Raw genomic sequence first — 18,311 nt, forward strand, 5'->3', positions numbered from 1 at the left:
CCGCTTCGATTGAGGCTACGACGTAGTGCTTGCGGCCCGCTGGATCTAGAAGGCACCCGAACGGATCATAGACACCATCGGGTAACCACCATGCAGGCAGGCTCACCGGACCATGAATGGCGCGAAGACTGTGCGCCGCGCCGCGTCCTCGAGATCTTCGCCAGCAAATGGACCAGCATGATCCTCCACGTCCTGGACAAAGAGCTGGCGGGCGAAGCGCGGACGGGCGTTCTCCTGCGCAGCCTGCCGGGCATTTCCAAGAAGATGCTTACCCAGACCCTGCGCGATATGGAGGCAGGCGGCTTGGTCCTGCGGCACGTGCATGGGACTGTGCCCCCGGCCGTGAACTACAGCCTGACCGATCTCGGCCGCCGGTTCGTCCAGCCGATCGACCTCCTCTATGGCTGGGCGCGGGCGAACGCGGATGCATTGGACGCGCTGGTCGCCCGGCCACGTACAAGACGGCGGTCGGGTATCTCAGACCGGGGTCTGACAGACATCGACCCAGCTAGCCTCGCATAGGGCGGCCAGCCGTATGGGCGAGAGACGGACGGCGCTATTGGTCGAACCCGCCGCCGGAATGACTTCGTCGAATGACTTGAGCGAGACATCGCAATAGACGGGCAGGGGGCTTGCCAGCCCAAAGGGACAGACGCCGCCCACCGGGTGGCCCGTCAGGATCGCAACCTCGTCCGCTGCCAACATCCTGGGCTTGCCGCCGAAGGCGTCCTTGATCTTGCGGTTGTCCAGCCTGGCGTCGCCACGCGTCACGACGAGGATGACCTTCTCGCCGATGCGAAGCGAGAGGGTCTTGGCGATCTGCGCCGGCGCCACGCCGTGGCCGGACGCCGCCTCGGCCACGGTCGCCGTCGAGACGGGGAGTTCGATGATTGCGAGGTCCGGGGCTCGCTCGCTCAGGAAATCGCGCACGGATGAAAGGCTCATGTCGCTCTCTTAAAATCGCCCGGCCGAGGGGCGTTCACAGGTTCCAGGATCGTCGATCGATCGCCAGCCGGATCGCGCGCGATCAGCCGCAAGTCGCCGAATTGCACGCCGCGCTCGCTGCTGACCTGGTCGGCGAGATTCTGGATCTCCATGGCGGCACCGCGCAGCACTGCCACTTCCAGGCAGAGATGATGGTCAAGATGGAGATGCAGGGTCGAGAGGTTGAGCACATGGTGGTCGTGGTGCGTGTGGGTCAGCTTGCGCGCCAGATCGCGCCGCTCATGATCAAACATGTAACTCAAGATGCCGATCGCCGGCCGTTGGCCGGAGGCTTCGTCACGGCCGACATGGTCGCGCACGAGATCGCGCACAGCCTCCGAGCGGCTGGCATAGCCCCTGGCGGCTACGTGACGATCCAGGATTGCCGCGGTCTCATCGTCGAGGCTGACCGTTATCCGCTGCATCCGATGGCCTCCTTGCGGCGATGATCAGCCGACATCCATCAGGCTTGGGCGACCATCGGTCAACCACGCTTGCCGCAACCGTCTTGGCATGGCACTTGCCTTTATGAGGAAACGATCAAATCGTATGAAACCGGGCCTTCAGGCGCGGGGAAACGGAGTTCCGCATGAAGTGCGCCGCCCGGATAGCTGGTGCCGAAAGGGTGGCCGCGACCCGCTGGCGGGCCGCCTTCATGATCACCGCGTTGGTCCCAGCCAACCTTCTGACCTGGCTTTGGGCCTATGCGGCCTTCGCCGACCAGCCGGCCTTGATGGGCACCGCCCTCCTCGCCTGGGTTTTCGGCCTGCGGCACGCCATGGACGCCGATCACATTGCCGCCATCGATAATGTCGTCCGCAAGCTGATGCAGGAAGGCCGGCGGCCGATCGGCGTCGGCTTCTTCTTCTCGCTTGGCCATTCGAGCGTGGTCGTCCTCGCCTGCCTCGTGATCGCCCTGACGGCCGCCACCTTCAAGGATCAGGTCTTGAGCTTCGGCAGCCTTGGCGGCTTCATTGGCGGGACGGTCTCGACGTTCTTTCTCCTCATGATCGGCTTTGCCAATCTCGTTATTCTGAAGGGCGTCTGGCGCAATTTCCAGCAGGCGGCGGCGGGTCGCGCGGTCGATGAGGAAAGCCTCGACATGCTGCTCTCCGGGCGGGGCTTCCTGGCCCGGCTGCTCCGGCCGCTTTTTCGCGCGATCCGGAAAAGCTGGCACATGTATCCCTTGGGCTTTCTCTTCGGGCTGGGCTTTGACACGGCGACCGAGATCGGTCTCTTGAGCATCGCCGCGACGCAGGGCTCGGCCGGGCTCTCGCCCCTCGACATCCTGATCTTTCCCTGTCTTTTCACAGCCGGCATGGCCCTCGTCGACAGCCTGGACAGCATCTTGATGGTCGAGGCCTATGGCTGGGCCTTCGTCAACCCGATGCGCAAGCTTTGGTACAATCTGACGATCACCGCCGTGTCGGTCGTGGTCGCCCTCGTCATCGGCCTCATCCAGGGCTTCTCCCTGCTGGCCGACTATTTCGGCCTTGAGGGCGGTTTTTGGGCAATGATCGCCGGATTGTCGGACGATCTCGCCGATTTCGGCTTCCTCATGGCAGGCATCTTTGTGCTCGCCTGGGCGATCTCAGCACTTGTCTATCGCTGGAAGCGCTTCGGCGAGGTTGCAGCACAGCCCTGAGTTCGCACGTTTCATGGCACTGAATACGGCAGAACTCCGGGTAGCCTAGGGCTTCTTCCTGATCACCGGCTCGGTGCTGCCGGCCTAATCCTTGAGCTCGAGCCTGCCTTCACCTCGCGACGCTCGCTTTGAGCGCCCGTGGCATCGTCACCCAGCACGATCCCGGGCCGGACCAGCAACCGGCCCGTCTGCTGTGGCAGGCAATGCGGCTGGTCGGTCAAGCTCTCGCCTGGTGCCCTGGCGTCACGCTCATGCCGAGCGAGAGGCCCAGCCGCTCGGCGGCGGAGGCACCATTCATGGCGATCTCGATCAGACCCAGCGCGTTGACGTAGCAAAAGGCCTGACCCGGCGGCACCTCGCCGAAGACACGTGCCCTGGCCAGGCAGTCCGCGCCCACGCGAAGCGTGCCATCCTCCGGCATGGCCTCGGCCCGCATGCCCGTCATGGCATTGCCATAGCGATCGACATAGACGATGGCCGCCAGATCGTCGGGCCAGTCGGCAAAGCGCCTGGGGCTGGCCGGTGCGAGCTTGGCGGTCTGCCCGCGCGCAAGATCGGCTGCGACCGGCGCAAACAGATCCCGGCCATGGAAGCTTGGCGAAAGCTCCACCGGCCGCCAGGCGATGGCGTGCGTCCGAGCGCTCTCTGCGCGACGGAGCACGAGTTCGAAGAGGCCATTGTCCGGCCCGACCAGCCAGCGTCCGTCCACCTCGATGGCCAGCGGCTGTCGCGCCGTCCCAACGCCCGGATCGACGATCGCCAGCACGATGTCGGACGGCTCGATCCGGGCCATGAGGGCGGCCAGGAGATAGGCCGAGAGGCGCGACTCGAAGGCCGGCGCGTCGTTTAAAAGATCGATCACCGGAACTTCCGGCGCCAGCCGGCGAAGCACGGCGATCATCTGACCCAGATAGGGGCCGTTCGGGCCGAAATCGGTGAAGGTGTGGATCATTCGGCCAGTGTTCGCGTCGCCTGGACCCACCATTCGGGGTGGCGCGTGGCAAGACGCATGGCAGCGGCCGAGGCAGCCCGCGGCGTCGGGAAGAGACCAAAACAGGTGGCACCACTGCCGGACATGCGGGCGAGCGCGCAGCCGGGGAGCTCCTGGATTTCCGTCAGGACGTCGGCGATCGCGGGGGCTAGCCGTATGGCTGGCGCCGCCAAGTCATTGCGTCCGGCCTGGAGCCAGCGCACGAAGCCGGCGGCATCATCCGGCGGAGGCGTGGCCTGGGGTCGCGGACCGCCCTCTGCGGGCCGCCGCGCCGCAAAGACGCGCCCGGTCGCGACGCCTAGTCCCGGGTTGGCGAGGACGATGGGAAGCGAAGGGGCCGCTATGGGGGTCAAGCGTTCGCCTGCGCCCTCCATGCGAGCGGGCCGCTGGGATAGACAGACTGGCACGTCCGCGCCTAGCCCCTGGGCCAGATCGTGAAGAGCCGGCGCCTCGACGCCCCAGAGGGCCTGAAGGCCGCGCAGCGTGGCGGCCGCATCGGCGGAGCCGCCGCCGATGCCCGATGCCACGGGCAAATGCTTCAGGAGGCCGATCCGCACGGCCGGGGCACGGGAGACCGATGCCGCAAGGGCCAACGCTGCACGGGTGACGAGATTCTCGGCGCCGGGCGAAAGACTAGGGGCGAAGGGACCGTCGATCTGCAGACGGTAGTCGGCCGCGGGCTCGAAGGTCATGTCGTCGCCCAGGGCCGTGAAGACGGTGATACTGTCGAGATCGTGCCGCCCATCCGGTCGCCGGCCCAGGACGTGGAGGTCGAGATTGATCTTTGCGCGCGCGGTTTCGCGGATCACGGCCAGCCCCTGTCTCAGCCGCGCGAGGATTTGTTGTCCGGCAGCCGGGGCAGACCGTCATTGAGCTTCTTCTCGATGTCGGCCGTCTGTTCGGCGGTCGGATTGAGCGACAGGCTGCGATGCCATTGGAAGCGGGCTTCCCGCTCGCGTCCGGCCCGCCAATAGGCGTCACCCAGATGGTCGTTGATCGTGGCATCGCCCGGCTGCAACTCGACAGCGCGTTCCAGATAGGCAACCGAGCGGGGGATGTCGCCCAGTCGAAAATAGGCCCAGCCCAGGCTGTCGACGACGAATCCGTCATCGGGCCGCAATTCGACGGCCTTGCGCAGCATCTGGCGCCCCTCCTCCAGATGGATGCCCTTGTCGACCCAGCTATAGCCCAGATAGTTCAGGACATAGGGCTGGTCGGGCTGAAGCTTGAGTGCCTTCTTGAAATCCGCCTCGGCCTGGGGCCAGCGGTCCGTGCGCTCGTAGGTGATCCCGCGGGCATAGAAGAGGCGCCAGTCCTGCGCGTTCGGGTCGTGCAGTCGCTGGACTGCCTGCGTGTAAGCCTGCTCGGCCTCGGTGAATTTTTCCTTCTGGCGCAGCATGTCGCCCAGCGTGATCAGCGCGTCCAGCCGCTCGGGACGGTCCTGCGCCATCTGCCGCAGCATCGCTTCCGCCTTGTCGCTCTGGCCGATCTGGTCGAGCGTCGCCACCTTCAAGAGTTCGACATCCCAGGCGAAGGGCGACTCCTTGGGCACGCGATCAAAGGCGGCGATCGCGCCGTCGCCGTCATTGCGCGCCAGCAGAGCTCGACCGATCAAAGCCAGCGTATCGCCCGCCTTGGGGTCGAGATAGGCCGAGAATCGCGCATAGATGAGGGCTTGGCCGACCGCTTGCTGGTCCTGCAGTGCCGCAGCCAGGCTCATCAACGTATCGGCGATGCCCGAGGTCGCGTCCCTGATGGCGACGGGCGGCTCCTGACCTTCGCGTACGCGTGCCATCGCCTCCTCGATCGCCGAGTTCTCCTCATAGAATTGCATCTGGCCCTGGAGCGCCTGGAGGGCCCCGCCTTTATCGCCTCGCCGCACATCAAGGCCGGTCAGGCTCATGGCGATTCGCAGCGGCGATGGACGGTCGCCGACGAGCAGCGCCTTCAGCTGGTCGCGCGCGGCATCGACCTTGCCGTCCAGCGCGTCCATCATCGCCAGGTGGTAGGCACGCAGTCCCTCGAAGCCGTCGTCGGGCTTGGTCTCGCGAAGCAGTGCTCGAGCGGCGTCTTTCTGGCCGGCGCCATAAAGAGCCCAGGCGCGCATGACCGGTGCCGCGATGGCGGCAACGCCCCGATTGCCGATCGCTTCGAAGATCGTAGCCGCGGCGGCGAACTGCCCCCGCTTGACGTTGCCGAGAGCGAGAACGAGCCTTGCCTCCTCGGCATTCGGATCGAGGGCCAGGAGCGAGGATGCCGCCTTTTCGTCGTAGCTGCCCTGGGCCAGCCCCACCGCGAAGACCTGATGCCGCAATTCCTGATTATCGGGATCGGCCGTCAGCGCCCTGTCCAGCGACTCTCTCGCCGTCACAAGGTCGCCATGCTCCATCGCGAACTGGCCGACCAGGTAGTTGCCGGCGGTGGAGTCCGGCCAGGGCTTGCTGGTGTCGCCGGTCGAGATCAGCTGCAATCCGGCCGATTGTCCGTCGGTACAGCCCACGCCCACGACGAGCAGGCAGGCAAGTGCCAGGCTGAGCGCCACGGATCGCCGCCGCCCTGTTGTCGTTGCCTGGAATCCGTCACGCCCGAGCGCACCCGTATGGGCCGGGGATCGGAAGGCAACGTCGGGACGCTTGAGAAGGGGAGCCATGCCGGTTGCTTCACTCGCGATCAAATAGGTCAGAGATAGCACCGGAAGCGGCGCTTGCGGCGAGCTTGTTGCAAAAGCGCATCGCGCACCGACGCTCTTAAAGACTTGACCCAGAAGCCGCTTTTGGTCAAACGACGGTGAGTACCAGCAGAGCCGCCTTGAGCGCACGGAGCCGGCCTTGGGCCGACGGATCCGCCGGCAATTCGATGGCGTGCGTTTCGGAGTTGTTTAAAGATCATGTTGAAGACGTCAAAGAGCAAGAACGATCCCTCGGCGCGCGGTCCCGCTCAGCAGGCCAAGATGTTCGACGGCAAGAAGGTCAAGCCCGCTCTTTATGTGGGCACCGCGGTTGGTCACGGCCGCTACATCGCTGCGCAGGACGAGGGTGGTAAGCTGATCACCGATCGCGAAGGCCGTCCGCTCGCCTATCGCGATATCTAAGCGGCGTGGAAAGCAGCGCCCTTTTCGGGCGCTGTTTGTCTTGTTTCCTGTGTCCGGCAGCATGGGGCTGCCGGGTGCCACCATTCGGAGGTGCGGCGACGTAGGCCCGTCGCGCGCTAATCGTCCAGGACAGTCATCGACCACAATCGTTTGATGCCAGAAGAGGCTTCGCGATGGGGAATCGATGGTGTCATGCAAGGGGGAAGCACAAAGCCGTGCCACGGACGCGATGATGCCGCCCGCGCTCACGGAAGGGTTCGCCAGTGTCGACAGCCTGCAAGGCTTGGTCGGTCTGCTGGTCGCCGATCCGCTCGACCCCACCTCCTTTCAAACGACCGCAGGATTTGCCGCCTGGCTCGAATGGCAGGCGATCGCGGGCGTCGATGATTGTCTCCTCGATCCCCATGTCCCCCTGCGGCCGGCACCGGCACCCGTCCGACCGGCCGCGCCCGTCCTTGCATCCGCTGCTATCGAAGAGGCAAGGGATCGGGCTGCCCGCGCGCGCGATCTGGACGAACTCGGCCATCTTCTTGCCGAGTTTGACGGCTGCGGCTTGAAATCCACCGCCTCGCATCTTTGCTACGCCATCGGCACGCCGCGCGCGCGCTTGATGATCGTTGGCGACACGCCCACCACCGAGGACGATCTCGAAGGGCGGCCCTTTGCCGGCGACGTCGGCCTCCTCCTGACGCGCATGCTGGCCTCGATCGGTCTCTCGCCCGAGAATGTCTGGGCCACCAATACCGTCTTTTGGCGGCCTCCCGGCAACCGGCCCGCGTCGGCCGTTGAGATAGAAATCTGCAGGCCGTTCGTCGAGCGTCAGATCGAGTTGCTCTCCCCAGATCTCATTTTGACCTTGGGCGGCCCGGCAACCCGTGCCCTGCTGGCGGCCGAGGGTGGCGAGAGCCGCCTGCGCGGTCGGGCCTATCGCTATGGCACAGGCGGACTCGATATAGCCGCCCGCGCCACCTTTCACCCAGCGACTCTGCTTCGCGAGCCGCTGAAGAAACGCCTTGCCTGGCGGGATCTCCAAGAGGTCGCCCGCCTGCTCAGCCATCGCCAGGAGGGGATGCAAAAGACATCGCCCCGGCATGCTCGGCCGTTGCCCCGGCCGTCGCACGACACCGAGCCGGAGGGAGGTCCGACGCTTTCCTGACCGAGCGGGACCGAAGATCCCGAGCCATGATCCCGGAAGAGAATACAAAAGAGAAACACCGACACCCATGCAAAGAGCCGACAGCCCTAGATGGGGTGCCAGGATGTTGATGGCCGCGACCGGATTGCTCGTCTGGCAGGCTGCTGGCCCCATCGATCACGCATTCGCCGCTGATGCCCGACCGGCGGCGCGTGTTCAAAGCGTCGTCGTCACGCGCGGCCTCGATCGCTTGACGTCGCCCTTGAGCGATGCCGATCTGGCGCGGTATCGCGATATCTTCGCCCTCCTCGACGCCGGACAGGTGTCTCGCGTTGCTCCCTTAATGGCAGGCATCCAGAACCGCCTGCTGGAAGGCCATGTCCAGGCCATGGTCTTCGTCAGCCGCGGCTACAAGCCCAGCTACGACGAACTCGTCTCCTGGCTGCAACGATATGGCGATCTGCCAGAGGCAGGTGCCGTCTATCAAAGCGCTTTGCAGATGCGGCCGCGTGGCGCCATGGCGCCGCCAGCCCCTCTGAGCAACAATGTCGCCAATACCGTGACGAATAGCGGTGCCTACCTGCCCGGACCGCTAGACAGTAGGGATCGAGAGGTCCGGGCCGCCTTCAAGGCGGGCCTTGATGCGTGGCGCGCCCGTAACTACCAGAGCGCCGCGCAACTCTTCAGCGCCATGGCTCAGCGTACCGACCTCGGTGGCGAGGAGCGGGCGGCCTCGGCGGTGTGGGCGGCGCGCGCCGACATGCGTTCGGGCAGGCCGCAGCAGGTCGTAAGGTTGCTCGACATTGCCGTCGGCGCCAGCCAGGACTTTTACGGGATGGTGGCCCAGGCTCTCCTGGGCGGCCCCGTTCTCTCGCCCGCGGGCCAGGCCGGACTACCCGGAAGCAATGCGTTGGCGGGCGTGACGCATGAGCCTGCCGCGCAGCGGGCCGTGGCCCTGGCCAAATTGGGGCTTCCGGATCTGGCCGATGAAGAGCTGCGCGGCCTTGCCGCCCATTTGCCGTCGGATCGTGCGCCAGCCGTTGCGGCGCTGGCCGAAACGCTGCAACTGCCGGGTGCCCGCAGCCGGGTCAACCAGGTGACGCTCGAGCATGTTGCGGTCCGGTCCGATCCCAGCGCGTTCCCGATGCCGGATTATGTCCCGGATTCGGGCTTTGCCATCGATCGGGCGCTGCTTTTTGCCATCATGCGCGCGGAGAGCGGCTTTCGGCCCAATGCCGGCAGCCGGGCAGGTGCGCGGGGGCTCATGCAGCTGATGCCTGCAACGGCGCGCAGTGTCGCCCAATGGGCCGGCATCAGCTACAAGGGAGCCAAGTCCCTGCGTGATCCTGGCAAGAATCTCGATCTTGGCCAGGCCTATGTTCAGCGCCTGCTGGAGAGCCCGACGGCAGGGGTTAGCCTCATCCATCTCCTGGCATCCTACAATGCCGGAGACGGGGCGGTCGGCAATTGGATGGACGGCCCGCTTGCCGACGCAAGCGACGATCCGTTGCTTTTCATCGAGGCTATTCCCTATGCCGAGACGAGGCAGTACGTAAAAAAGGTGCTGCTCAATCTTTGGACCTATAGTGAGCAGATGGGCCAGCCGCATCCTTCCTTGCGGGCACTTGCTGAGAATAAATGGCCCGAGCCCGATGTGACGCAGCCGGCAACGCAGATGGCCGGCTACAGCGGCGGCGGTGGCTATCGGATACAGAATGTCGACACCAGCATCGGATCCTATCGATAAGAGCCGGCCGTTCCGACCGGTCAGGATTGCCATCCTGACCGTTTCCGATACGCGCGGTCTGACTGACGATCGCTCCGGCGACACGCTCGTCGCCCGTCTTGAGGGGGATGGCCACCAGTTGGCCGCGCGCGCGATCGTGAAGGATGATGCGGTCCTGATCGAAGCGCAGCTGAGGCGCTGGATCGATGATCCCATGGTCGAGGTGGTGATCACCACCGGCGGGACGGGCGTCACGGGGCGTGACGTTACGCCGGAGGCGCTGGACCACGTGGCTGAAAAGAAGATCGCCGGCTTTGGCGAGCTCTTCCGTATGCTGAGCTATGCCAAGATCGGCACCTCCGCCGTTCAGAGTCGGGCGGATGCCGGGGTTGCCGGCGGGACCTATATTTTCTGTCTGCCCGGTTCAACTGGTGCGGTGAAGGATGGCTGGGACGGCATTCTTCGCAGCCAGCTCGACATCCGCCATCGGCCCTGCAATTTCGCCGAGCTGCTGCCGCGCCTAAAAGAACGTTAGCGCGCGGCGCCTAGCCGCCCAAGGCGTCCAATCGCTGTTTGACCGCGGCATAGTCTGCCGCTTTCGGATCGAGCAGCGAGAGCGTTTTCTCCCATTTGCGCCGGGCCTCGGCCTGATCGCCCTCTTGCAAGGCATGCACACCCAGGAACCAGAGTGCCGCCGGCTGGTCGGGATTGAGCGATATCGCCTTTGAGAACAGCTGGGCGGCCTCGTCACCAACCTCAGGGAGCTTGGTTTGTGCCGAGATCGGCCCAACCAGCGACTGCGCGTAGTCCAAAGGAATAGTCGGGTCGTCGGGTGCCAGGGCCATGGCCTTGGCGAACGCGGCGCTGGCCGCCTCCTTGTCGCCCATCATCGCCCGAGCCTGCCCTAGTCGCTGCCAGCCGGTCGCATCCCCGCCCTCCCGCTCCAGTCGCGCCTGTAGGCGGTCCACCATGCCTCGTATGGCGGCGTTGCGCTGATCGGGCGGCAAGGAAGCCAGCCGTCGCGCTTCGTCATCCGGTGAGGGCGTACTCGGCGGCGGGGGCGCGGGCAGGTTGGCCAGGATGGTGTCGGGCGCGATCCCATATTGCGTGGCGGCGTTGCGGATCGACGCCTCCATGTCGGCACGCCAGGATGCTCCGGCCGGCGCTGCCGCCAAGAGCTGCCGCCAGCGCTCAACGGCCCCCGGGCGATCGCCGCTTTCGGCGTGCGCCAGCCCGATAAAATAGAGTGCGCGCGGGTCGCCCGGCTGGACGACGAGGAGATGCTCGAAAGTCGCCTGGGCTTCCGGGGTTACGCTGTTGGCGCGCCTGGCCAGCGCCTCGCCCAGCCCCGCCAGCATGTCAGGCTGGTCGGGCGACAGGCTCTGTGCCCGGCGGTAAGCCGCAATCGCTCCTTCAAGGTCGGCAAGGACCATCTTCGAGCGGCCGAGCCTCAGCCAGCCATCAAGATCGTCGGGCTTGGCCTGCAACCGTTGTTCCAATCCGGCGACCATGCCCTTGATCTGGGCCAGCTGCGGATCCTCGATCGGTCGTCCGCGGCTGGCGATCGGCTGGTCGGGAAGGTCGGGATGACCGATATCGGCGTAAAGGAGGGCCGCCAGCACCGGCACCGCTGCGGCCAGGGCCAGCCCGACGCCAAGGCTGCCTCTCGATCGGCTCGGACTTGCCGGTTCGGGAGCAGACGCCCGACGTCCAGCCTTCAAAAGGCGGCGCTCGACCTCGATCCGTGCCGCCTCCGCCTCGGTCGGCTGCAGAACGCCACGCTCGAGGTCGCGCTCGATCTCGCGGAGCTGGTCGCGATAAATCGAAAGTTCGCTTTCCCTCGTCGAGAGATGGATGCGTTGGCGCCAGAAGGGGAGCAGCAGCAGGCCACCGGCAACGAGGCTGAGGGCGATTAGGGTCAAGATGAGCGGCGTCATGAGGTCCTGGTCTCACCGCCGGCATGGACGAGTCGATCGAGCTCAGCCTGCTCCGCTGGGTCGAGAGGCTGCGTCTGCAATGTCGCGCCTTGACGCCGGCGCAGCGCGACGAATGCCAGGGCCGCGCCCAATGCGACGAGAATGAAGGGGCCGAGCCAGAGGAAGATGGTTGCCAGCCGAAAAGGTGGCTTCAAGAGGACGAAGTCGCCATAGCGGGCAACGAGGAAGTCGCGGATGGCCTGGTCGCTGTCGCCCGCCACGATGCGCTGGCGCACGATGCGCCGAAGATCACGTGCCAGATCGGCACCTGATTCCTCGATCGATTCGTTCTGGCAGACAAGGCAGCGAAATTCCTGACCCAACCTCTCCGCACGCGCCTCCTGGACGCGGTCGGGCAGAAGTTCGTCGGCGTCGATCGCCAAGGCCGCGCCGATGGGCCAGAGGGCCAGGACCAGGAGGACGGCCCGCAGAAGCCGGCTCATCGCGTCAATGCCTTCAGGACCGGCCGGATGTTCTCCTCCAGCTCACGCTCCTGAATGGCGCCGGCCAGGCGATAAGCGATCTTGCCGTCCTTGCCGATGATGAAGGTCTCGGGCACGCCATAGACGCCAAAGTCAATCGCTGCCCGGCCGTCGCGGTCAGCACCGATCTTTTGATAAGGCGAGCCCATCTCGGCCAAAAAGCGCGCCACGTCCTCGGGCTTGTCCTTGTAGTTAATGCCGACGACGGGGATGCCTTCCTTAGCCAGCCGCATGAGCATGGGATGCTCGACCTTGCAGGGGATGCACCAGGAGGCAAAGACGTTGACCAGCATGACCTGGCCATGGCCGAGATCAGCGGTCTTCAAGCCGCCATCTTCTCGTCCGGCCAGCGGCGGCAGGTCGAAGGCCGGGACCGGCTTGTCGATCAGCGCTGAGGGCAGCTTCTCTGGATCGCGCGTCAGTCCGACCGCCAGGAAGCCACCGACGCCAACGAAAACGAAAAGCGGCAGCAGGAAGAGCCAGCGCCAGCGCGACTTCGGGGTGCGATCCAAATCCGTCGCTTCCGGTCGATGCGTGATGGCCATCGAATTTCCAGTCAGGCCCGGGCCGGCGCGGCGGTCGAGGGCTTGGCCGCTGGCTGGGGCGCGCCGACGCGAAGTCTTCGGTCGCTCAAGGAGACGAGGCCACCCACGCCCATGATGCCGGCGCCGAGCCACATCCAGACGGCCAGGGGATTATAGTACATACGCACATTCCAGCGTCCGGCAGAGAGCGCGTCGCCGAGGACGAGATAAGTATCACCCAGGAGGGTCGTGCGAATGCCGGCCTCGGTCGTGGGCATGCGCTCGACTAGATAGGTACGCTTTTCGGAATTGATCGTCGCCACCACACGGCTCGCCGAGAGCAACGTAAACTGGCCGCGCTGAGCGCGGTAATTAGCACCGGCCACATCCTCGACGCCATCGAACCGCACCTGATAGCCCGCAAGATCGACGGTCTGGCCAGCGCTCATCGTCAAGATCCGCTGGGTCTGGCCGGTCGACACGGCCGTCATGCCGGCTATCAGGACGCCAAGGCCGGCATGCGCGATCACCATGGCAAAGGCGGAGCGAGGCAGGCCGCGAAGCCGCCCGAGAACGCGGCCGGGCGGCAAGGTGCCAAGGCCGATGCGTTGGCCCAGCTCCGTCAGGCTGCCCAGGACCAGCCAAGCCGCCATGAGAAAGCCCAGCAGTCCCATGACGCTGCTGCCGTCCCGCACTGCCCAGACACCCAAGAGCACGAGGAGCGAGGCCGCGGCGGCCAGCTTAAGTCTGGCCAGCACGCCCGGTAGGTCCGCCCGTTTCCAGGCCAGCATCGCGCCTATGGGGACGGCCGCAATGAGGGGCACCATCAAGGGAATGAAGGTCGCCTGGAAATATGGGCCGCCCACCGAGATCTTGGCGCCAGTCGTCGTCTCCAGGATGAGCGGATAGAGCGTGCCCAAAAGAACAGTGGCAGTGGCAGCGGCCAGGAGGAGATTATTGAGGACGAGGCCGCTTTCACGGCTGATCGGCGCGAACATCCCGCCGCCTTCCATGGTTGGCGCCCGCCAGGCGTAGAGAGCGAGCGAGCCGCCGATCGCCACGATGAGGATGAGGAGGATGAACAGGCCGCGCGACGGATCGGTGGCAAAGGCATGGACCGAGGTGAGGACGCCCGAGCGGACGAGAAACGTGCCGAGCAGCGAGAGCGAGAAGGTCAAAATCGCGAGCAGGATCGTCCAGCTCTTCAAGGCATCGCGCTTCTCGACGACGATGGCCGAGTGCAGCAATGCCGTACCCGCCAGCCAGGGCATGAATGAGGCATTCTCGACGGGATCCCAGAACCAGAAGCCGCCCCAGCCGAGTTCATAATAGGCCCACCAGGAGCCCAGCGCGATGCCGAGCGTCAACGCGGTCCACGCAGCGAGCGTCCATGGCCGCAGCCATCTGGCCCAGGCGGGGTCGACCCGGCCCTCGATCAGCGCCGCCATCGCAAAGGAATAGGCCATCGAGAAGCCGACATAGCCCAGATAGAGCATGGGCGGGTGGATCGCGAGGCCGGGGTCTTGCAGGATGGGGTTCAGCCCGTTTCCTTCGAACGGCGCCGGTGTGAGCCTGGCGAAGGGGTTGGAGGTGAAGAGGATGAAGGCCAGGAAAGCGACGCCGATCAGCCCTTGAATGGCTAGCACCCTGGCCTTGAAGCTATCGGGCAGGTTATGGCCGCGCGCCGCCACGGCGGCACCAAAGAGGCAAAGGATCCAGACCCAAAGGACCAACGAGCCTTCGTGATTCCCCCAGACACCACTGATCTTGTAGATGAGTGGTTTCATGGTGCTGGAGTTTTCGACGACGTTGAGGACCGAAAAATCCGAGGTCACGTGGGCATAGATCAGGGCCAGGAAGGCCATTGAGACAAAAAGGAACTGGCCGAGGGCGGCCGCGGGCGCCATGCTCATCAGGGCCGGATCCTGGCGCGCGGCACCCCAGAACGGCACCGTCCCTTGCACGATGGCAAAGCAGAGTGCCAGCACGAGGGCGTAATGGCCGATCTCGACGATCATTGCAGCGTTCCCTGCCCTGGGCGGGCATCCTTGCTTGCATCGGCCGAGGCGGTACCCGGGGCCGGTCCGGCCGACGCGGCGCTGCCTTCCTGCCAGTGGCCACTGCGCTTTAGGGCCTCGGCTACCTCGGGCGGCATGTAGCGCTCATCGTGCTTGGCCAGCACCTCGCTCGCCTGAAAGGTGCCATCGGGGCCGAGCGTGCCCTGGGCAACAATCCCCTGCCCCTCACGAAAAAGGTCGGGAAGAAGACCGGTGAAGTCGACATTGACGGTACCCTTCCCATCGGTGACGGCAAAGCGCACCTCGCCGCCCGCTTCGTGGCGAACGCTCCCATCAGCGACCAGGCCGCCCAGCCTGAAGCGCTTGCCCGCGCCGACCTTCCCGCTGGCGATATCCGCCGGCGAGACGAAGAAGGCCACCGAGGAGCCGAGCGCGGTGAGTACGAGGGTGGTCGAACCGGCCGTCAAGATGAGGACCAGGAGGATCAAAACGAGGCGGTGCTGCTTCTTCAGGCGCATGGGGGAATCGGTTTCAAGACGGAAGGCGCTGGGTCTGGCCGACGCCAGCGCCCGCGTCGTTCTCGCGCAGCGTCACCTTGGGCGTACGCCGACGCACGCGCCCGGCTGGAGCCTGCGCACGGAGCGCGGCCAGCAAGCGCGACTGCTTGCGCGCGAAGTGAATGCTCTGCCACAAGAGGCCTGCAAGGATGACGGTTGTGAAGCCGAACGCTGACCATATGTAAGCGCCATAGCCGCCCATCGCTAGAAACTGGGTCAATGGATCGCTCCCTGGCCGCGTCGTCGGTCGACGCCATCTATCATCGTCTCTACGGCACCTTTTAGAGTCATTTAAGAGCCATGAGGATATCAATCGGTCGACGCGGTGCAAGCGGGGCAGAAGCGCGATCCCAACCCGTCGCCATATCCCAGCTCGATGATACGACCGAAGATGCGGTCGACGATAGCGCTGCCCATGATCTTGCCGCCTCGGCATTGATCGATGCACCGGCCCTTCGTCTTGAACTCGGTCAACATGGGGCGCCGGGTGGCGTGGAGCCCCCCTCGCTGCTCGAGGACATGAAGCACCGGCTCCAGGACGGCCGGGCACGTGTCAGGAGCTATTTCGAGGCTGGCGGCAACGCTGAAATCGTACACGAAGCGCTGGCTCTCCAGATGGATGCGATCATCGCGGGCGCTCTGGACTACGCCGATCACCGCCTCTACGGGAAGGCCAATCCGACAAAGGGCGAGCGTCTGGCGGTCGTGGCCGTCGGCGGTTACGGCCGCGGCGAGCTGGCACCCTTTTCCGACATCGATCTGCTTTTCCTCTATGAATACAAGCGCACGCCCTGGATCGAGCAGATAGCGGAATTCGTCCTCTACAAGCTTTGGGACCTCGGCTTGAAGGTCGGGCAGGCCATCCGCTCGATCAACGAGTGCGTCAAACTGGCGCGGGAGGATCTGACGGTCTGCACCGCTCTCCTGGAGGCGCGGTTGGTATGGGGCGATCCCGAGCTCTTTCACGAATTCGATAGGCGTTACCGTTCCGAGGTCGTTCAAGGCGAGGAAGCGCCCTTTATCGAGGCCAAGCTGGCCGAGCGCGACCAGCGTCATCTAAAATCGCACGACAGCCGCTATCTGCTCGAGCCCAACATCAAGGAAGGCAAAGGCGGCCTTCGCGACCTTCAGACGCTCGTCTGGCTGGGCGAGCATATCTACGGCATCAAGGATGTGGGCGAACTTGTGCAGCACGGGGTGCTGACGCGAAGCTCATTGTCCCGTTTCAGGAAATCCCGGGCGTTCTTGATGACCGTCCGTTGCGAACTTCACTATCTGACCGGCCGGGCGGAGGAACGCCTGACCTTCGACCTGCAGCCACAGATCGCCGCGCGCATGGGCTATCGAGACAGGCCGCGTTCGCGCGGCGTCGAGCGCTTCATGAAGCATTATTATCTGGTCGCCAAGGACGTGGGTGCGCTGACCCGGATCGTCTGCGCGGCCCTGGAGGAACAGCACAAGCGCAAGCCGCGTTTCACCTTGCCGCGCATCGGCTTCGGGCGGCGACGTATCAATGGCTTCTTTGTCCAGGGATCGTGGGTTGGCTTGGCCGAGCCCGATCTTTTCGTCCAGCGCCCGGTGGCGATGCTGGAGCTGTTCCGGCTAGCTCAGGAGCGCGAGCTCGACATTCATCCCGCTGCCCTGGCGGCCGTTCAGCTCAACCTGCGTCTTGTCGGCAACGAGATGCGGCACAATCCCGAGGCTGACCGCATTTTTTTGCAGATCCTGACCGACGGGCCCGACCCGGCCTTGACGCTTACCCGCATGAACGAATCGGGCATCCTTGGCCGATTCGTGCCGGAGTTCGGGCGGATCATCGGTCTGATGCAGCACAATCTCTACCATGTGTACACGGTGGACGAGCACACGATCCGCGTCATCGAGGGGCTCAGCCACATCGAGGAAGGCAAGCTTGTTCAAGAACTGCCCGTCGTCAGCGAAATCATGCCCAAGGCAATCTCCAAGCGCGAGCTGATGCTCGCTGCCTTCCTGCACGATATCGGCAAGGGCAGGGGGGGCGATCATTCAAGGATCGGTGCGGAGATCGCGCGACGCTTTTGCGCCCGCATGGGGCTGACGGATGCCTTCGCCGAGACGGTCGTCTGGCTCGTCGCCAACCATCTTGTGATGAGCCATTTCGCCTTCCGCAGGGATGCCGAGGATGCCAAGACGATCCAGGATTTCGTCAGCATCGTGCAATCGCCAGAACGTCTAAAGCTGCTTTTGCTCCTGACGGTCGCCGACATTCGCGCAGTGGGCCCGAATGTCTGGAATGGCTGGAAGGGCCAGCTCCTGCGTGAACTCTACCATGAGGCCGCCGCCATCATGGCCTCCGGCGATCCCCATGGCAGGCGCCGCGAGCGTGTTGACGCCGCCAAGTCGGCCTTGGCCCGCGCTTTGGGCAGCCTGCCTGACGGTGCCTGGAGCGAGCCCCAGATCGCTGCCTATCTGGAGCGTCACGACCCTCGTTACTGGCTGGGCTTTCAGGCGCAGGAGCATCTCACACACGCGCTCCTGATCCAAAAGGCCGACGACGACCACGCGCCCTTGACGATCGACTTCAACGTCGACGCATTCAGGGCGCGCACCGAAGTATTCATCTATGCTGCCGATCACCCTGGCCTGTTCATGAAGATCGCGGCCGCCTTGGCGCTCTCCGGCGTCTCGATCACGGATGCGCATATCTTTACGACCTCGGACGGCATGGCGCTGGACACGCTGGGTTTCCAGGATCTCGAGCGCACCTCGGCCGTCGGCGACCAGGGGCGACATGCGCGCATTCGGGCAAACATCGAAAAAGCGTTGCGCGGCGAGATCTGGCTGGAGCGTGCGCTCGAGGGCAAGCGTTCGCTGCCGCAACGAACGGACGTCTTTAAGGTCGAGCCGCGCGTCCTGATCGACAACGGGGCCAGCCGCACCTACAGCGTCATCGAGGTCAATGGCCGCGACCGGCCGGGGCTCCTCTTTCTCCTTGCCAAGATGCTCAAGGAACTCGGGCTCGTCATCCATAGCGCGCATATCAGCACCTATGGCGAGCGTGTCGTCGACGTGTTCTACGTCAAGGACGTCTTCGGTATGAAGGTCACGCAAAAGAGCAAGATCGCCCGTATCGAGCGCTCGCTCCTGGCGACATTGCGCGAAGGGTGAACAATCCAGGCAATGGCGCCGGGGAGCATCGTCCC

Annotated in this window: 18 protein-coding genes; 7 read left to right on the forward strand and 11 right to left on the reverse strand. The window is 64.9% G+C overall.

Features of this window, described 5'->3' with window-relative positions; translation table 11 throughout:
* The first annotated feature begins 90 nt into the window (after positions 1 to 90).
* Entirely contained in the window at positions 91 to 522 is a 432-nt protein-coding gene (locus tag CFB17_RS00735; protein WP_088559484.1) for a winged helix-turn-helix transcriptional regulator, read from the forward strand.
* Here the strand turns inward: CFB17_RS00735 and CFB17_RS00740 are convergent.
* Positions 478 to 945: a YbaK/EbsC family protein gene (locus CFB17_RS00740; protein ID WP_088559485.1), complete on the reverse strand. Its 468-nt coding sequence runs from the start codon at positions 943 to 945 to the stop codon at positions 478 to 480. The two genes, CFB17_RS00735 and CFB17_RS00740, sit on opposite strands and share 45 nt — an antisense overlap.
* On the reverse strand, positions 942 to 1,409 hold the full coding sequence (nikR, locus tag CFB17_RS00745) for a nickel-responsive transcriptional regulator NikR (protein ID WP_088559486.1): 468 nt from the start codon (positions 1,407 to 1,409) through the stop codon (positions 942 to 944). The genes CFB17_RS00740 and nikR overlap by 4 nt, the downstream gene beginning before the upstream one ends.
* Before the next feature lie 164 nt (positions 1,410 to 1,573).
* On the opposite strand from nikR, the gene CFB17_RS00750 reads away from it, so the two are divergent.
* Complete coding sequence (locus CFB17_RS00750; protein WP_088559487.1) at positions 1,574 to 2,629, forward strand: HoxN/HupN/NixA family nickel/cobalt transporter; 1,056 nt, start codon at positions 1,574 to 1,576, stop codon at positions 2,627 to 2,629.
* A gap of 217 nt (positions 2,630 to 2,846) precedes the next feature.
* Here the strand turns inward: CFB17_RS00750 and CFB17_RS00755 are convergent, their stop codons facing one another.
* The 3 genes from CFB17_RS00755 to CFB17_RS00765 are packed head-to-tail and all read right to left on the reverse strand — an operon-like array spanning position 2,847 to position 6,270.
* Entirely contained in the window at positions 2,847 to 3,581 is a 735-nt protein-coding gene (locus CFB17_RS00755) for an SAM hydrolase/SAM-dependent halogenase family protein (protein ID WP_088559488.1), read from the reverse strand.
* Positions 3,578 to 4,429: a 4-(cytidine 5'-diphospho)-2-C-methyl-D-erythritol kinase gene (locus tag CFB17_RS00760; RefSeq protein WP_088559489.1), complete on the reverse strand. Its 852-nt coding sequence runs from the start codon at positions 4,427 to 4,429 to the stop codon at positions 3,578 to 3,580. Before CFB17_RS00760 ends, CFB17_RS00755 begins: the two co-directional genes overlap by 4 nt.
* A 14-nt stretch (positions 4,430 to 4,443) precedes the next feature.
* Complete coding sequence (locus CFB17_RS00765; protein ID WP_088559490.1) at positions 4,444 to 6,270, reverse strand: tetratricopeptide repeat protein; 1,827 nt, start codon at positions 6,268 to 6,270, stop codon at positions 4,444 to 4,446.
* A 237-nt stretch (positions 6,271 to 6,507) separates the two neighbouring features.
* On the opposite strand from CFB17_RS00765, the gene CFB17_RS00770 reads away from it, so the two are divergent.
* From CFB17_RS00770 to moaB, 4 genes are all read left to right on the forward strand, one after another.
* Entirely contained in the window at positions 6,508 to 6,711 is a 204-nt protein-coding gene (locus CFB17_RS00770; RefSeq protein ID WP_088559491.1) for a hypothetical protein, read from the forward strand.
* A gap of 232 nt (positions 6,712 to 6,943) precedes the next feature.
* Positions 6,944 to 7,867: a uracil-DNA glycosylase gene (locus CFB17_RS00775; RefSeq protein ID WP_165769347.1), complete on the forward strand. Its 924-nt coding sequence runs from the start codon at positions 6,944 to 6,946 to the stop codon at positions 7,865 to 7,867.
* 109 nt (positions 7,868 to 7,976) lie between these two features.
* Positions 7,977 to 9,593, forward strand: a complete 1,617-nt coding sequence (locus CFB17_RS00780; protein ID WP_165769348.1) for a lytic transglycosylase domain-containing protein — start codon at positions 7,977 to 7,979, stop codon at positions 9,591 to 9,593.
* Positions 9,562 to 10,107, forward strand: coding sequence for a molybdenum cofactor biosynthesis protein B (gene moaB, locus CFB17_RS00785; RefSeq protein WP_088559494.1), 546 nt, complete (start codon positions 9,562 to 9,564; stop codon positions 10,105 to 10,107). The genes CFB17_RS00780 and moaB overlap by 32 nt, the downstream gene beginning before the upstream one ends.
* A gap of 10 nt (positions 10,108 to 10,117) precedes the next feature.
* Here the strand turns inward: moaB and ccmI are convergent, their stop codons facing one another.
* Genes ccmI through ccmD form a run of 6 tightly spaced genes read right to left on the reverse strand, consistent with a single transcriptional unit; the run spans position 10,118 to position 15,349 of the window.
* On the reverse strand, positions 10,118 to 11,509 hold the full coding sequence (ccmI, locus tag CFB17_RS00790; protein WP_088559495.1) for a c-type cytochrome biogenesis protein CcmI: 1,392 nt from the start codon (positions 11,507 to 11,509) through the stop codon (positions 10,118 to 10,120).
* A complete protein-coding gene (locus tag CFB17_RS00795) occupies positions 11,506 to 11,991 on the reverse strand; it encodes a cytochrome c-type biogenesis protein (protein WP_088559496.1) in 486 nt (161 codons plus the stop codon). The genes ccmI and CFB17_RS00795 overlap by 4 nt, the downstream gene beginning before the upstream one ends.
* On the reverse strand, positions 11,988 to 12,575 hold the full coding sequence (locus CFB17_RS00800) for a DsbE family thiol:disulfide interchange protein (RefSeq protein ID WP_088559497.1): 588 nt from the start codon (positions 12,573 to 12,575) through the stop codon (positions 11,988 to 11,990). Before CFB17_RS00800 ends, CFB17_RS00795 begins: the two co-directional genes overlap by 4 nt.
* An 11-nt stretch (positions 12,576 to 12,586) precedes the next feature.
* Entirely contained in the window at positions 12,587 to 14,572 is a 1,986-nt protein-coding gene (locus CFB17_RS00805; RefSeq protein WP_088559498.1) for a heme lyase CcmF/NrfE family subunit, read from the reverse strand.
* The gene (gene ccmE / locus CFB17_RS00810) at positions 14,569 to 15,090 is read right to left on the reverse strand and encodes a cytochrome c maturation protein CcmE (protein WP_088559499.1); all 522 of its coding nucleotides are present in this window, start codon (positions 15,088 to 15,090) and stop codon (positions 14,569 to 14,571) included. The genes CFB17_RS00805 and ccmE overlap by 4 nt, the downstream gene beginning before the upstream one ends.
* Positions 15,091 to 15,103: 13 nt before the next feature.
* A complete protein-coding gene (ccmD, locus tag CFB17_RS19065) occupies positions 15,104 to 15,349 on the reverse strand; it encodes a heme exporter protein CcmD (RefSeq protein WP_165769349.1) in 246 nt (81 codons plus the stop codon).
* Between the two features lie 80 nt (positions 15,350 to 15,429).
* On the opposite strand from ccmD, the gene CFB17_RS00820 reads away from it, so the two are divergent.
* Positions 15,430 to 18,276: a [protein-PII] uridylyltransferase gene (locus tag CFB17_RS00820; RefSeq protein ID WP_088559501.1), complete on the forward strand. Its 2,847-nt coding sequence runs from the start codon at positions 15,430 to 15,432 to the stop codon at positions 18,274 to 18,276.
* The last annotated feature ends 35 nt before the right edge of the window (positions 18,277 to 18,311 follow it).

It is taken from the genome of Arboricoccus pini (genome assembly GCF_900187945.1).
Classification (GTDB): Bacteria; Pseudomonadota; Alphaproteobacteria; order Geminicoccales; family Geminicoccaceae; genus Arboricoccus; species Arboricoccus pini.